Origin of the sequence: Phytopseudomonas argentinensis, assembly GCF_900113905.1 — a bacterium.
Taxonomy (GTDB): Bacteria; Pseudomonadota; Gammaproteobacteria; order Pseudomonadales; family Pseudomonadaceae; genus Aquipseudomonas; species Aquipseudomonas argentinensis.
Window position 1 is genome coordinate 1,247,266 of sequence record NZ_FORC01000001.1, and the last position, 12,535, is coordinate 1,259,800.

Annotated in this window: 16 protein-coding genes; 7 read left to right on the forward strand and 9 right to left on the reverse strand. The window is 62.4% G+C overall.

The window, feature by feature from the left end; translation table 11 throughout:
* Positions 1-43: 43 nt before the first annotated feature.
* From hisD to BM154_RS05735, 9 genes are all read right to left on the reverse strand, one after another.
* The gene (hisD, locus tag BM154_RS05695; protein WP_074881387.1) at positions 44-1,354 is read right to left on the reverse strand and encodes a histidinol dehydrogenase; all 1,311 of its coding nucleotides are present in this window, start codon (positions 1,352-1,354) and stop codon (positions 44-46) included.
* 128 nt (positions 1,355-1,482) lie between these two features.
* Positions 1,483-2,118, reverse strand: a complete 636-nt coding sequence (gene hisG, locus BM154_RS05700; RefSeq protein ID WP_074881388.1) for an ATP phosphoribosyltransferase — start codon at positions 2,116-2,118, stop codon at positions 1,483-1,485.
* A gap of 4 nt (positions 2,119-2,122) precedes the next feature.
* Positions 2,123-3,388, reverse strand: coding sequence for a UDP-N-acetylglucosamine 1-carboxyvinyltransferase (murA, locus tag BM154_RS05705; protein WP_074881389.1), 1,266 nt, complete (start codon positions 3,386-3,388; stop codon positions 2,123-2,125).
* Positions 3,389-3,403: 15 nt separating this feature from the next.
* Positions 3,404-3,643, reverse strand: coding sequence for a BolA family protein (locus tag BM154_RS05710; RefSeq protein ID WP_027909990.1), 240 nt, complete (start codon positions 3,641-3,643; stop codon positions 3,404-3,406).
* Positions 3,644-3,841: 198 nt separating this feature from the next.
* The gene (locus BM154_RS05715; RefSeq protein WP_074881390.1) at positions 3,842-4,150 is read right to left on the reverse strand and encodes an STAS domain-containing protein; all 309 of its coding nucleotides are present in this window, start codon (positions 4,148-4,150) and stop codon (positions 3,842-3,844) included.
* Positions 4,147-4,779 carry an MlaC/ttg2D family ABC transporter substrate-binding protein gene (locus tag BM154_RS05720; RefSeq protein ID WP_074882397.1) on the reverse strand — a complete coding sequence of 211 codons (633 nt, stop codon included), beginning with the start codon at positions 4,777-4,779 and terminating at the stop codon, positions 4,147-4,149. The genes BM154_RS05715 and BM154_RS05720 overlap by 4 nt, the downstream gene beginning before the upstream one ends.
* An 11-nt stretch (positions 4,780-4,790) precedes the next feature.
* Complete coding sequence (gene mlaD, locus BM154_RS05725; protein ID WP_074881391.1) at positions 4,791-5,264, reverse strand: outer membrane lipid asymmetry maintenance protein MlaD; 474 nt, start codon at positions 5,262-5,264, stop codon at positions 4,791-4,793.
* Entirely contained in the window at positions 5,264-6,061 is a 798-nt protein-coding gene (gene mlaE / locus BM154_RS05730) for a lipid asymmetry maintenance ABC transporter permease subunit MlaE (RefSeq protein ID WP_074881392.1), read from the reverse strand. The genes mlaD and mlaE overlap by 1 nt, the downstream gene beginning before the upstream one ends.
* Entirely contained in the window at positions 6,061-6,870 is an 810-nt protein-coding gene (locus BM154_RS05735) for an ATP-binding cassette domain-containing protein (protein ID WP_074881393.1), read from the reverse strand. Before BM154_RS05735 ends, mlaE begins: the two co-directional genes overlap by 1 nt.
* 242 nt (positions 6,871-7,112) lie before the next feature.
* Between BM154_RS05735 and BM154_RS05740 the strand changes: the two genes are divergently transcribed.
* The 7 genes from BM154_RS05740 to hpf all read left to right on the forward strand — a co-directional run bounded on the left by BM154_RS05740 (position 7,113) and on the right by hpf (position 12,525).
* Positions 7,113-8,087 carry a KpsF/GutQ family sugar-phosphate isomerase gene (locus tag BM154_RS05740; RefSeq protein ID WP_074881394.1) on the forward strand — a complete coding sequence of 325 codons (975 nt, stop codon included), beginning with the start codon at positions 7,113-7,115 and terminating at the stop codon, positions 8,085-8,087.
* Positions 8,087-8,608 (forward strand): KdsC family phosphatase, encoded by a 522-nt coding sequence (locus BM154_RS05745; RefSeq protein ID WP_074881395.1) that lies wholly within the window; start codon positions 8,087-8,089, stop codon positions 8,606-8,608. The genes BM154_RS05740 and BM154_RS05745 overlap by 1 nt, the downstream gene beginning before the upstream one ends.
* A gap of 9 nt (positions 8,609-8,617) precedes the next feature.
* Entirely contained in the window at positions 8,618-9,187 is a 570-nt protein-coding gene (gene lptC, locus BM154_RS05750) for an LPS export ABC transporter periplasmic protein LptC (protein ID WP_074881396.1), read from the forward strand.
* On the forward strand, positions 9,174-9,722 hold the full coding sequence (lptA, locus tag BM154_RS05755; RefSeq protein ID WP_074881397.1) for a lipopolysaccharide transport periplasmic protein LptA: 549 nt from the start codon (positions 9,174-9,176) through the stop codon (positions 9,720-9,722). Before lptC ends, lptA begins: the two co-directional genes overlap by 14 nt.
* A gap of 2 nt (positions 9,723-9,724) precedes the next feature.
* Positions 9,725-10,450: an LPS export ABC transporter ATP-binding protein gene (gene lptB, locus BM154_RS05760; RefSeq protein ID WP_074881398.1), complete on the forward strand. Its 726-nt coding sequence runs from the start codon at positions 9,725-9,727 to the stop codon at positions 10,448-10,450.
* 170 nt (positions 10,451-10,620) lie between these two features.
* On the forward strand, positions 10,621-12,129 hold the full coding sequence (locus tag BM154_RS05765; RefSeq protein WP_074881399.1) for an RNA polymerase factor sigma-54: 1,509 nt from the start codon (positions 10,621-10,623) through the stop codon (positions 12,127-12,129).
* Between the two features lie 87 nt (positions 12,130-12,216).
* Entirely contained in the window at positions 12,217-12,525 is a 309-nt protein-coding gene (gene hpf / locus BM154_RS05770) for a ribosome hibernation-promoting factor, HPF/YfiA family (protein WP_074881400.1), read from the forward strand.
* The last annotated feature ends 10 nt before the right edge of the window (positions 12,526-12,535 follow it).

The window sequence follows — 12,535 nt, forward strand, 5'->3', positions numbered from 1 at the left end:
TTGTGATCTCTGCGCGAGCAGGCAACGCTGCTCGCGGGCCCAGTCAGTTCTTGATGCGATACTCGGCGCTGCGGGCGTGGGCGGTCAGCGACTCGCCACGGGCCAGCACCGAGGCGACCTTGCCCAACTCGGAGGCACCGGCGGCCGAGCAGTGGATGATCGACGAGCGCTTCTGGAAGTCGTACACACCCAGCGGCGACGAGAAACGCGCGGTACCCGAAGTCGGCAACACGTGGTTGGGGCCTGCGCAGTAGTCGCCCAGCGCCTCGGCGGTATAGCGGCCCATGAAGATCGCGCCGGCATGGCGAATCTCGGGCAGGTACTGCTCGGGGTTTTCGACCGACAGTTCCAGGTGCTCGGGGGCGATGCGGTTGGCGACCTCGATGGCCTGGGCCATGTCCTCGACCAGAATCAGCGCGCCGCGGCCTTCGATGGACGTACGGGCAATCGCCTCGCGCTCCAGGCTCGGCAGCAGCCTGGCAATGCTCTCGGCGACCCTGTCGAGGAACGCGGCGTCCGGGCTGACCAGAATCGACTGGGCGTCCTCGTCGTGCTCGGCCTGGGAGAACAGGTCCATGGCGATCCAGTCGGGGTCGGTCTGGCCGTCGCAGACGACGAGGATTTCCGACGGCCCGGCGATCATGTCGATGCCCACCTTGCCGAACACGTGGCGCTTGGCGGTGGCCACGTAGATGTTGCCCGGCCCGACGATCTTGTCCACCGGCGGCACGCTTTCGGTGCCATAGGCCAGCGCCGCCACGGCCTGGGCGCCACCGATGGTGAACACCCGGTCGACACCGGCGATGGCCGCAGCGGCCAGGACGATCTCGTTGATTTCGCCACGCGGGGTCGGCACCACCATGACCACTTCGGCCACGCCGGCGACCTTGGCCGGAATGGCATTCATCAGCACCGAGGACGGATAGGAAGCCTTGCCACCGGGCACGTACAGGCCGGCGCGATCGAGCGGCGTGACCTTCTGGCCCAGCACCGTGCCGTCGGCCTCGGTATAGGTCCAGGAATCCTGCTTCTGCTTTTCGTGGTAGCTGCGTACCCGCTCGGCAGCGACCTCCAGCGCCTGGCGCTGCTCAGCAGTAATGCGGGTCAGCGCCAGTTCCAGGCGCTCACGCGGCAGAATCAGGTCGGCCATGGAGGCCACTTCCAGGGCGTCGAAACGCTGGGTGAACTCGACCAGCGCCGCATCACCGCGCTCACGCACGGCCTTGATGATATCCAGCACGCGCTGATTGACGCCGTCGTCCGAGACGCTTTCCCAGCTCAACAGATGATCCAGATGCTGGGCAAAATCCGCGTCGGCAGCGTTGAGTCGGCGAATGGCAACTGGTGCGGTCATAGCGAAAGCCTCATCTGAATGGCGTGTTCTCAGGCGCCGCTAGAGTAGCAAGCCCACCGTGCGGGCACCTGAGAATTTGGCTATGACACGGATAGGCGCTGCGCGGGTATTAGCCGCGCAGGAAAGGATCAATGCGGATGGTGGCTCTCGACCGCTGCACGCAGCGTGTCGATCAGCGCCTGAAGACGAGCGTGCTGCATCTTCATGGACGCCTTGTTGACGATCAGCCGCGAGCTGATGTGGGCGATCAGTTCCTGGGCTTCCAGGCCATTGGCCTTGAGCGTGTTGCCGGTGTCGACCACGTCGATGATCTTGTCGGCCAGGCCCACCAGCGGCGCCAGCTCCATTGAGCCATACAGCTTGATGATATCCACCTGACGGCCCTGCTCGGCGTAGTAGCGCTTGGCAACGTTGACGAACTTGGTGGCCACGCGCAGCCGGCCTTTCGGCTCGGGCGCGCCAACCGCACCGGCGGTCATCAACTTGCAGCGGGCGATACGCAGGTCCAGCGGCTCGTAGAGCCCCTGGCCGCCGTACTCGAGCAGCACGTCCTTGCCAGCGACGCCGAGGTCGGCGGCACCGTGCTCGACATAGGTCGGCACATCGGTGGCGCGCACGATCAGCAGGCGCACATCGTCCTGGGTGGTGGGGATGATCAGCTTGCGGCTCTTGTCCGGATTCTCGGTCGGCACGATGCCTGCCGCCGCCAGCAGCGGCAGGGTGTCGTCGAGGATACGGCCTTTGGACAGGGCAATGGTCAGCATGTGGTCAGCCTGGCACGCGGCGAATCTTCGCCCCCAGCAATTGAAGTTTTTCCTCGATGCATTCGTAGCCGCGGTCGATGTGGTAGATGCGATCGATCACGGTGTCGCCCTGGGCGACCAGCGCAGCGATGACCAGGCTCGCCGAGGCGCGCAGGTCGGTGGCCATGACGGGAGCACCCTTGAGCTGAGCGGCGCCTGTGACGATGGCGGTGTTGCCCTCGACCTGGATCTGCGCGCCCATGCGGCTCATTTCGTAGACGTGCATGAAGCGGTTTTCGAAGATCGTCTCGATCACTGTACCGGTGCCTTCGGCGATGGCATTGAGGGCGATGAACTGCGCCTGCATGTCGGTCGGGAACGCCGGGTACGGCGCGGTACGCAGGCTCACCGCCTTCGGGCGCTTGCCTTTCATGTCCAGCTCGATCCAGTCGGCACCGGTGGTGATCTCGGCGCCGGCTTCCTGCAGCTTGGCCAGCACCGCTTCCAGGGTGCTCGGGTCGGCGTCCTTGACCTTGACGCGGCCGCCAGTGGCAGCGGCGGCGACCAGGTAGGTGCCGGTTTCGATACGGTCGGGCATCACGTTGAAGCGTGCACCGTGCAAGCGCTCGACGCCATCGATGGTGATGGTGTCGGTACCGGCGCCCTGGATCTTCGCGCCCATGGCGATCAGGCAGTTGGCCAGGTCCACCACTTCGGGTTCGCGGGCGGCGTTTTCCAAGACCGTACGGCCCTTGGCCAGGGTGGCGGCCATCAGGATGTTCTCGGTACCGGTGACGCTGACCATGTCGAAGAAGAAGTGCGCACCGCGCAGGCCGCCTTCCGGCGCCTTGGCCTTGATGTAGCCGCCTTCGACGTCGATGATCGCGCCCATGGCCTCGAGGCCACGGATGTGCAGGTCGACCGGGCGCGAACCGATGGCGCAACCGCCCGGCAGCGCCACTTCGGCTTCGCCGAAACGGGCGACCATGGGGCCGAGCACCAGGATCGAGGCGCGCATGGTCTTCACCAGCTCGTAGGGCGCGACCAGGGTCTTCATGGTGCGCGCGTCGACTTCGACGCTGAGCTTCTCGTCGATGATCGGCTCGATGCCCATGCGGCCGAACAGCTCGATCATCGTGGTGATGTCGTGCAGGTGCGGCAGGTTGCAGATGGTCACCGGTGCGTCGCCCAGCAGGGTGGCGGCCAGGATCGGCAGTGCGGAGTTCTTCGCACCGGAAATGCGGATTTCGCCGTCGAGACGCACGCCGCCCGTAATGCTCAATTTATCCATAGCTAATTCGTCGTCTCAGGAGCGCGCGGCCCAATCGGCACGGCTGAAGAATTTCATGCTCACGGCATGGATGCTGCCATCGGCGATCCAGGGATTGAGGTGAGCGTAGATCTGTTGCTGACGCTTGACCGGGCTAAGGCCGGCCAACTCGTCGCTGATCAGGTTGAGCTGGAAGTTGCAGCCTTCACCGTCGACCTCTACCTGTACATCCGGCAGTTTGGTCTCCAAGAAACTTTTTACCTCAAGGGCCTGCATGCTCAACCTCGATCAACGTATTCAATAAGCGTGAACGTCGCCCGGCGACGCCTGTAATAAGCAGCACCATGGCCGACGCAGCGAGGCTGGCGCCATGGCGTCATCGCAAGGCCAGCGGACATGGGGCGGGCATCATACCAAAAAACGGCCGGCGGCGATTTTCCGCTTCAGCCGGCTGCGCTGCCTGCAGCCACTCGCTCAGACGGGCACCGGCAGCACGTGCTGCAACTCGCACACCTTGGCGATTCCGTTCATGTCCTGGGGCAGCTCGCGAACGCTTAGCGCCTTGCCAGCAGCCCGGGCGTCGCGCATGTAACAGAGCAGCAGCGACAGGCCGACGCTGCTGGACTTCTCGACGGCCGAGCAATCGATCACGCAACTGCTCGCCTGGGTGTCACGAATCAGCCGCCCGCCCTGCTCGCGCAGGGCCGGGCCGCTGTGGTGATCGAGAACGCCGGAGAGCGCCAGAACGCCGGGCGCCTGTTCGACGATGGCCGCCGAACTCACGACGTACCCCGCGCCTGGCGAGCCCTGGCAACGGTGTCGGCCCAGCTGTCGATGACCTTGTCGAGGTCGTTGCGGTTGTTCTGCATAGACTGGGCGAACTGGTCGCGGAACAGCTTGCCGACGTTGATGCCATTGATCACCACGTTGCGCAGCTTCCAGGTACCGTCCATCGCCACCATGGTGTACGACAGCGGGTACACGGTGCCCTTGCCGTCGCGAATTTCCATGTTCACCGAGGTGCGCTCGGCATTCGGCTTGCCGGAAGCGGGAATCACGCGGATATCCTGGTTGTTGTACTCCAGCAGCGCGTTGCCGTAGAACTGCATCAGGCTGCGCTTGAAGTTTTCCTGGAAGCGGGTCATCTGCTCGGGGGTGGCCTGGCGCGAATAACGCACCGTCATCACGCTGCGCGCGACGCCGTCGACATCCACCACCGGGCCAAGAATTTCATTGAGCGAGTTGTAGAAGGCATCCGGATTCTTGCGGTACTCATCCTTGTTGGCCTTGAGATCGGCCAGCAGGGTGTCGGTGGTCTGTTGCACCACTTCGTGGGCGGCAGGTGCGGCCACGGCCAGTAGCGGCAGAGCGGCCAGCAGGGCGACAAGGCTGTTGCGCAGGGTCTTGATCATCATCGGGTACCTCATTGGCTTTCCTGGTCTTTGTTCACCGAATTGAGCAAGAACTTGCCAATCAGGTCTTCAAGCACCAGGGAAGATTGGGTGTCGTGGATGGTTCCACCATCGGCCAGCAACTCCTCGTCGCCGCCAACGCTGATACCCACGTACTTTTCACCGAGCAGACCAGCGGTCAGGATCGATGCGGTGGAGTCCACCGGAAGATTGTCGACAGCGCTGTCGAGTTCCATCGTTACGCGCCCGGTGTAGCTGTCGCGATCCAGATCGATCGCAGTGACACGACCGATATTGACGCCCGCCATGGTCACCTTGGCGCGTACCGTGAGGCCGGCAATATTGTCGAAATGGGCGTACACCTTGTAGGTATCGACGTTGTTGCCAGGCGCCAGACCACTGACCCGCAGCGCCAGCAGCAGCAGGGCCAGCAAGCCGGCCAGCAGGAACAGGCCGACACCGATTTCCATCGTGCGGTTTTGCATCAGAAATCTCCAAACATCAAAGCGGTCAGAATGAAGTCCAGCCCGAGTACGGCCAGCGAGGCATACACCACGGTGCGAGTGGTCGCACGGCTGATGCCTTCGGAAGTGGGTTCGCAGTCATAGCCCTGGAACACGGCGATCCAGGTCACCACGAAGGCGAAGACCAGGCTCTTGATCACGCCGTTGAGCACGTCTTCGCGGAATGAAACACTGTTCTGCATATTGGCCCAGAACGAGCCCTCGTAGACCCCCAGCCAATCGACAGCGACCATCGCGCCGCCCCAGATACCCACCACGCTGAAGATCATCGCCAGCAGCGGCATGGAGATGAAGCCGGCCCACAAGCGCGGCGCGACGATGTGCTTGAGCGGGTCGACGCCGATCATCGCCAGGCTCGACAGCTGCTCGGTGGACTTCATGTTACCGATCTCGGCGGTCAGCGCCGAGCCGGCACGCCCAGCGAACAACAGCGCGGTGACCACCGGCCCCAGCTCGCGCAACAGGGTCAGGGCGACCATCTGCCCCACCGCCTGCTCGGAGCCGTACTTGGCCAGAATGCTGAAGCCCTGCAGCGACAACACCATGCCGATGAACACCCCCGACACCACGATGATCGCCAGGGACAGCACGCCCACCGAATACAACTGCTTGATCAACAGTTGCAGGCCGTTGCCAGAGGTGCCGCGGCCAAACAACGCGCGCAGCAGGAAGATCGTCGAACGCCCCAGCGCGGCGACCACATCGATACCCGCCCGCCCGAACAGGCGAACGCGTTCGAGTGAAGATGTCCTGCGCATCAGCGCCCTCCCAGAAGATCGTCGTGGTAATTCGGCGCTTGAAAATGGAAGGGAACCGGGCCGTCTGGCGTTCCCTGCATGAATTGACGCACCCGGGGATTATCCGAGTCACGCAGTTCGGCCGGCGTGCCCTGGCCCAGTACCTGGCTGTCGCCCACCACATAGATGTAGTCAGCGATGCTGGCTGTCTCGGCCAGGTCATGTGAAACCACGATGCTGGTGATGCCCAAGGCATCGTTGAGCAGGCGAATCAGTCGCACCAGCACGCCCATGGCGATCGGGTCCTGACCGACGAACGGCTCGTCATACATGAGGATCTGCGGATCCAGGGCAATGGCCCGCGCCAAGGCGACGCGGCGTTTCATACCGCCGGACAGCTCATCAGGCATCAGCTCGATGGCGCCACGCAAGCCAACGGCCTGCAGCTTCATCAGAACAATGTCACGAATCATTTCTTCGGGCAGCTGGGTATGCACGCGCAGCGGAAAGGCCACGTTCTCGAACACGTCGAGGTCGGTGAACAAGGCACCGCTCTGGAACAACACCCCCATCTGCTTGCGCATGTCGAACAGCTCGCTGCGCGACAGATCCGGCAGGTTCAGGCCATTGACACGGATTTCCCCGCCACTCGGGCGCAGCTCGGCCGCGATCAGCCGCAACAGGGTGGTCTTGCCACAGCCGGACGGCCCCATGATCCCGGTGACCTTGCCCCGCGGGATGCAGATGTCGACGTTCTTGAAGATGTGTCGCTCGCCGCGCTGAAAACTTACGTTCTTAAGCTCGACCGCGTACTGATTTTCCGCGCTCATCGGAACTCCATTGCGTACTGCCTTCCTAATCAGACGCCCGGCATCGGGATAAGGGCACTACCGTTGGCCCCTCAAAACGGCTGCGGACTATAGCATTTGCATATTTGCCCGCCAAAGCCGGGCAGCACCGGTGTTCAGGGTTGTGACAGCTTTGCCATTTACAGGCCAGAGCATGAATGATGAGTCCAGAGGGCTTTCCCGCTATAATCCCCGTCTTTTTCGTCGAGCAGTCCAAGCCGAGCATGAACCAGACCCGCGACCTGATTGATTCCGCACAGCGCACCATCCGCCTTGAGATCGAGGCCGTGCAGGAGCTGCTGCCCCGTATCGACGCCAACTTCGTCAAGGCCTGCGAGCTGATTCTGGCCAGCAAGGGCCGCGTGGTGGTGGTGGGCATGGGCAAGTCCGGGCATATCGGTAACAAGATCGCCGCGACCCTGGCCAGCACCGGCACCACGGCGTTCTTCGTGCACCCGGCCGAAGCCAGCCACGGTGACATGGGCATGATCACCCGCGATGACGTGGTACTGGCACTCTCCAACTCGGGTTCCACCGCCGAGATCGTCACCCTTCTGCCATTGATCAAGCGCCTCGGCATCACCCTGATCAGCATGACCGGCAACCCCGAGTCGCCGCTGTCCAAGGCCGCCGAAGTCAACCTCGACACCCGGGTGGCCAAGGAAGCCTGCCCACTCAATCTGGCGCCCACCTCGTCGACCACCGCCTCGCTGGTACTGGGTGATGCACTGGCCATCGCTCTGCTCGAAGCTCGTGGTTTCACCGCCGAAGACTTCGCCTTCTCCCATCCCGGCGGTGCCTTGGGTCGCCGCCTGCTGCTCAAGGTCGAGAACGTCATGCACGCCGGCGCCAGCCTGCCCCAGGTCAAGCGCGGCACCAGCCTGCGTGACGCACTGCTGGAAATGACCCAGAAAGGCCTGGGCATGACCGCCGTGCTGGAGAACGATGGCAAGCTGGCCGGCATATTCACCGACGGCGACCTGCGTCGGGCCCTGGACAAAGGCATCGACGTACGCGATGCACGCATCGACGAGGTCATGACCCCCCACGGCAAGACCGCCCGCGCCGACATGCTCGCCGCCGAGGCGCTGAAGATCATGGAAGACAACAAGATCAGCGCGTTGGTGGTGATCGATGCCAGCGGGCGCCCGGTAGGCGCCTTCAACCTGGGTGACCTGCTACGCGCGGGGGTAATGTGATGAACGATCTTCTGCAACGCACCCATGCCATCAAACTGGCGATCTTCGATGTCGATGGCGTGCTGACCGACGGCAAGCTGTATTTCCTGGTAGACGGCAGCGAATTCAAGACCTTCAACACGCTCGATGGTCAGGGCATCAAGATGCTCATCAACTCCGGCGTGCGTACGGCGATCATCAGCGGCCGCAAGACCCCGGTGGTCGAGCGCCGCGCACAGAACCTCGGCATCCAGCACCTGTACCAGGGCCGCGAAGACAAACTCGACGTGCTCGACGAGCTGCTCGCCGAGCTGGGCCTGACTTATGAGCAGGTCGCTTATCTGGGTGACGACCTGCCGGATCTACCAGTGATCCGCCGGGTCGGCCTGGGCATGGCAGTGGCCAGCGCCAACGAATTCGTACGTGAGCATGCACACGGCGTGACCCTGGCGCGCGGCGGCGAAGGCGCCGCCCGTGAGTTCTGTGAACTGATCATGCGCGGACAGGGCACGCTCGATGCCGCCCAGTCCGTCTACCTATAGGGCCTGCCGATGCTGCGCAAATACCTCACTCCCGTCCTGCTGACCTTCGGCGCACTGCTGGTGGTGGCGGCTGGCTACTGGAACATCAATCCAGACAGCTTCTCCAGCGCCCCGCAGCATACCGGCCCGGACAACCCCATCGATTTCTACGCGATCAATGCACGCAGCGTGCAGTACCTGCCCGACGGCCGGGTGCAGAACGACATGACCAGCGAGCGACTCGAACACGTGCAGAGCAGCGACACCACCCTGCTGACGGAGCCGCGCATGAACCTGTTCCGCGGCACCGAGCTGCCCTGGAAGGTACGCAGCGCCCGCGGTGAAGTCGGCCCCGACGGCAACGAGGTCGAACTGATCGACCAGGTACGCGTCGAGCGCACGGACGAAAAGGGCCGCCCCACTATACTCACCACCAGCCGCCTGACCGTATTCCCACAGAAGGAATATGCGCAGACCCAGCAAGCCGTTAGAATCGACGCGGCCAATGGGGTGACCACGGCACAAGGAATGAAAGCGTACTTGAATGACGGCAGGATGATCCTGCAGTCCAACGTAAGAGGCCAGCATGAGGTTCGTTAAAACCCTCCCCCTACTTCTAAGCCTCGGCGCCACGCTAGGAAGCGTAAGCGCCTGGGCTCTGCCGAGTGACCGCGACCAACCGATCCGCGTGCAGGCCGACAGCGCTGAACTGGACGACAAACAAGGCGTAGCCGTGTACCGCGGCGATGTAGTCATCACCCAGGGCACCATGAAGATCACCGGCGATACCGTGACCATCACCCAGAATGCCCAGGGCGAAGTCGATGTATTCACCTCGGTGGGCAAACCGGCCTATTACGAGCAGAAGCCGGCGGTCGACAAGCAGATCGTCAAGGCCTACGGCCTGACCATCCAATACTTCGCTGCCAACGAGCGCATCGTGCTGATCGACCAGGCCAAGGTCGTCCAGGAAGGCAACACCTTCGAAGGCGAGAAGATCGTCTACGACACCCGCCGCCAGATCGTCAACGCGGGTCGGGCCACCGGCACCAACGTGTCGAGCCCACGACCGCGTATCGACATGGTGATCCAGCCGCAGAAGAAAGCGGCCCCCGCTGCCGAGCAGGGTCAATAACCATGGCAACCTTGAAAGCCCAGCACCTGGCCAAGAGCTACAAGGGTCGCCAGGTCGTGCGCGACGTCAGCCTGAGCATCGACAGCGGCCAGATCGTCGGCCTGCTCGGCCCCAACGGCGCCGGCAAGACCACCTGTTTCTACATGATCGTCGGGCTGGTGCAAGCCGATCAGGGCCGCGTGCTGATCGACGACCTGGACGTGAGCCACCAGCCGATGCACGGCCGCGCGCGCGCCGGCATCGGTTACCTGCCCCAGGAAGCCTCGATCTTTCGCAAGCTCAGCGTTGCCGACAACATCATGGCGATCCTGGAAACGCGCAAGGATCTGAATCGCGAACAGCGGCTGCTGGAGCTCGAGAGTCTGCTGCAGGAATTCCACATCACCCACATCCGCGACAACCTGGGCATGAGCCTGTCCGGCGGTGAGCGCCGCCGTGTGGAAATCGCGCGCGCCCTGGCCACCTCACCCAAATTCATCCTGCTCGATGAGCCATTCGCCGGTGTGGATCCGATTTCCGTGGGCGACATCAAGCAGATCATCCATCACCTCAAGGCCAAGGGCATTGGCGTGCTGATCACCGATCACAACGTACGTGAAACCCTGGATATCTGCGAAACCGCCTATATCGTCAGTGATGGCCAGTTGATCGCCGAAGGCGACTCCGCAGCCATCCTGGCCAACCAGGTGGTCAAGGAAGTCTATCTGGGCCACGAATTCCGCCTGTAGCGGATACTCCTCGATGCCTCTTGCAAACGCCTGTTACCGCTGCGGTGTTGCCGCAACGAAATGGTAACAGGCCCTAGGCAAAGGGCTTGGATTCAGGCATATAATTTGCTTCCTAGTGGCGCTTCGGCGCCCTGTCGTGGATTACGTACAGACGCCGGATAAGGTCTGCAATGAAACCATCGCTAGTCCTGAAAATGGGCCAGCAGCTGACGATGACACCGCAGCTGCAACAAGCCATTCGCCTGCTCCAACTGTCCACCCTGGATCTGCAACAGGAAATCCAGGAGGCACTGGAATCCAACCCGATGCTGGAGCGCCAGGAAGAAGGCGAAGACTTCGACAACTCGGATCCCATGGCCGATGGCGCGGAGAGCGCGACCGCGACGGCAGCAAAGGAAGAAACCTTTCAGGAATCGAGCTTCCAGGAAAATACCCAGACCGTCGACAACCTCGAAGAGGGCGAATGGGGCGAGCGCATTCCCAACGAGCTGCCCGTCGATACCGCCTGGGAAGACATCTACCAGACCAGCGCCAGCAGCCTGCCCAGCAACGACGATGACGAGTGGGACTTCACCACCCGCACCTCTTCGGGCGAGAGCCTGCAGAGCCACATGCTCTGGCAACTCAACCTGGCGCCGATGTCCGACAAGGACCGGCTGATCGCCGTCACCCTGATCGACTGCATCAACGACCAGGGCTATCTGGAAGAGACTCTCGACGAGATCGTCGAATCCTTCGACCCGGAGCTGGATGTCGAGCTGGATGAAGTCGAGGCCGTGCTACGCCGCATCCAGCAGTTCGAGCCCTCCGGCATCGGCGCCCGCGACCTGCGCGAGTGCCTGCTCCTGCAACTACGCCAGCTGCCGACTGCCACACCCTGGCTGAGCGAGGCGCTGCGCCTGACGAGCGACTATCTGGACCTGCTCGGCAACCGTGACTACGCCCAGCTGATGCGCCGCATGAAGCTCAAGGAAGACGAGCTGCGCCCGATCATCGAGCTGATCCAGAGCCTCAACCCCAGGCCCGGCTCGCAGATAGAATCCAGCGAACCCGAGTACGTGGTGCCGGATGTGATCGTGCGCAAGCATAACGATCGCTGGCTGGTGGAACTCAACCAAGAGGCCATGCCGCGCTTGCGCGTCAATGCCCAATACGCCGGTTTCGTGAAACGTGCCGACTCCAGCGCCGACAACACCTTCATGCGCAATCAGCTGCAGGAGGCGCGCTGGTTCATCAAGAGCCTGCAGAGCCGCAACGAAACGCTGATGAAGGTCGCCACGCAGATAGTCGAACACCAGCGCGGCTTCCTCGATTACGGCGACGAAGCCATGAAGCCGCTGGTGCTGCACGACATCGCCGAGGCGGTAGGCATGCACGAATCGACCATTTCGCGGGTCACCACCCAGAAGTACATGCATACGCCACGCGGTATTTACGAGCTGAAATACTTCTTTTCCAGCCACGTCAGCACCTCCGAAGGCGGCGAATGTTCGTCGACCGCGATCCGCGCCATCATCAAAAAACTGGTCGCTGCGGAAAATGCGAAAAAGCCATTGAGCGACAGCAAGATCGCTGGTTTACTGGAAGCACAGGGCATTCAAGTGGCGCGCCGCACAGTCGCCAAATACCGTGAATCGCTCGGTATAGCGCCTTCGAGCGAACGCAAGAGACTGATGTAGGGCGCCCTTGTAGCGAAAGCTGAGCCCCGGTGTTCCTGCGGCAGGTTCAATACCTGCCACTCACACACGGCAACAAGGAGAAGCGGTATGCAAGTCAACATCAGTGGGCACCAGCTGGATGTGACAGACGCACTACGCAGCTACATCGAAGAAAAGCTCGGGCGGCTCGAGCGGCACTTCGACAAGATCACCAATGTGCAGGTCATTCTGGAGGTCGAGAAGCTCAAGCAGAAAGTCGAAGCCACCTTGCACATCGCCGGCGGTGAAGTGGTAGCCAATGCCGAGCATGACGACATGTACGCAGCCATTGATCTATTGACCGACAAACTCGATCGCCAACTTATCAAGCACAAGGAAAAACAGCTCGATCGTCAGCAGGGCGCAATGGCCCGCTGAGTCGTCCTTC

Excerpts from the sequence above, each read along its gene's own strand:
- hisD (WP_074881387.1), bottom strand. The coding sequence starts at position 1,354 with ATGACCGCACCAGTTGCCATTCGCCGACTCAACGCTGCCGACGCGGAT.
- hisG (WP_074881388.1), bottom strand. The coding sequence starts at position 2,118 with ATGCTGACCATTGCCCTGTCCAAAGGCCGTATCCTCGACGACACCCTG.
- murA (WP_074881389.1), bottom strand. The coding sequence starts at position 3,388 with ATGGATAAATTGAGCATTACGGGCGGCGTGCGTCTCGACGGCGAAATC.
- BM154_RS05710 (WP_027909990.1), bottom strand. The coding sequence starts at position 3,643 with ATGCAGGCCCTTGAGGTAAAAAGTTTCTTGGAGACCAAACTGCCGGAT.
- BM154_RS05720 (WP_074882397.1), bottom strand. The coding sequence starts at position 4,779 with ATGATCAAGACCCTGCGCAACAGCCTTGTCGCCCTGCTGGCCGCTCTG.
- mlaD (WP_074881391.1), bottom strand. The coding sequence starts at position 5,264 with ATGCAAAACCGCACGATGGAAATCGGTGTCGGCCTGTTCCTGCTGGCC.
- mlaE (WP_074881392.1), bottom strand. The coding sequence starts at position 6,061 with ATGCGCAGGACATCTTCACTCGAACGCGTTCGCCTGTTCGGGCGGGCG.
- BM154_RS05735 (WP_074881393.1), bottom strand. The coding sequence starts at position 6,870 with ATGAGCGCGGAAAATCAGTACGCGGTCGAGCTTAAGAACGTAAGTTTT.
- BM154_RS05740 (WP_074881394.1), top strand. The coding sequence starts at position 7,113 with ATGAACCAGACCCGCGACCTGATTGATTCCGCACAGCGCACCATCCGC.
- BM154_RS05745 (WP_074881395.1), top strand. The coding sequence starts at position 8,087 with ATGAACGATCTTCTGCAACGCACCCATGCCATCAAACTGGCGATCTTC.
- lptC (WP_074881396.1), top strand. The coding sequence starts at position 8,618 with ATGCTGCGCAAATACCTCACTCCCGTCCTGCTGACCTTCGGCGCACTG.
- lptA (WP_074881397.1), top strand. The coding sequence starts at position 9,174 with ATGAGGTTCGTTAAAACCCTCCCCCTACTTCTAAGCCTCGGCGCCACG.
- lptB (WP_074881398.1), top strand. The coding sequence starts at position 9,725 with ATGGCAACCTTGAAAGCCCAGCACCTGGCCAAGAGCTACAAGGGTCGC.
- BM154_RS05765 (WP_074881399.1), top strand. The coding sequence starts at position 10,621 with ATGAAACCATCGCTAGTCCTGAAAATGGGCCAGCAGCTGACGATGACA.
- hpf (WP_074881400.1), top strand. The coding sequence starts at position 12,217 with ATGCAAGTCAACATCAGTGGGCACCAGCTGGATGTGACAGACGCACTA.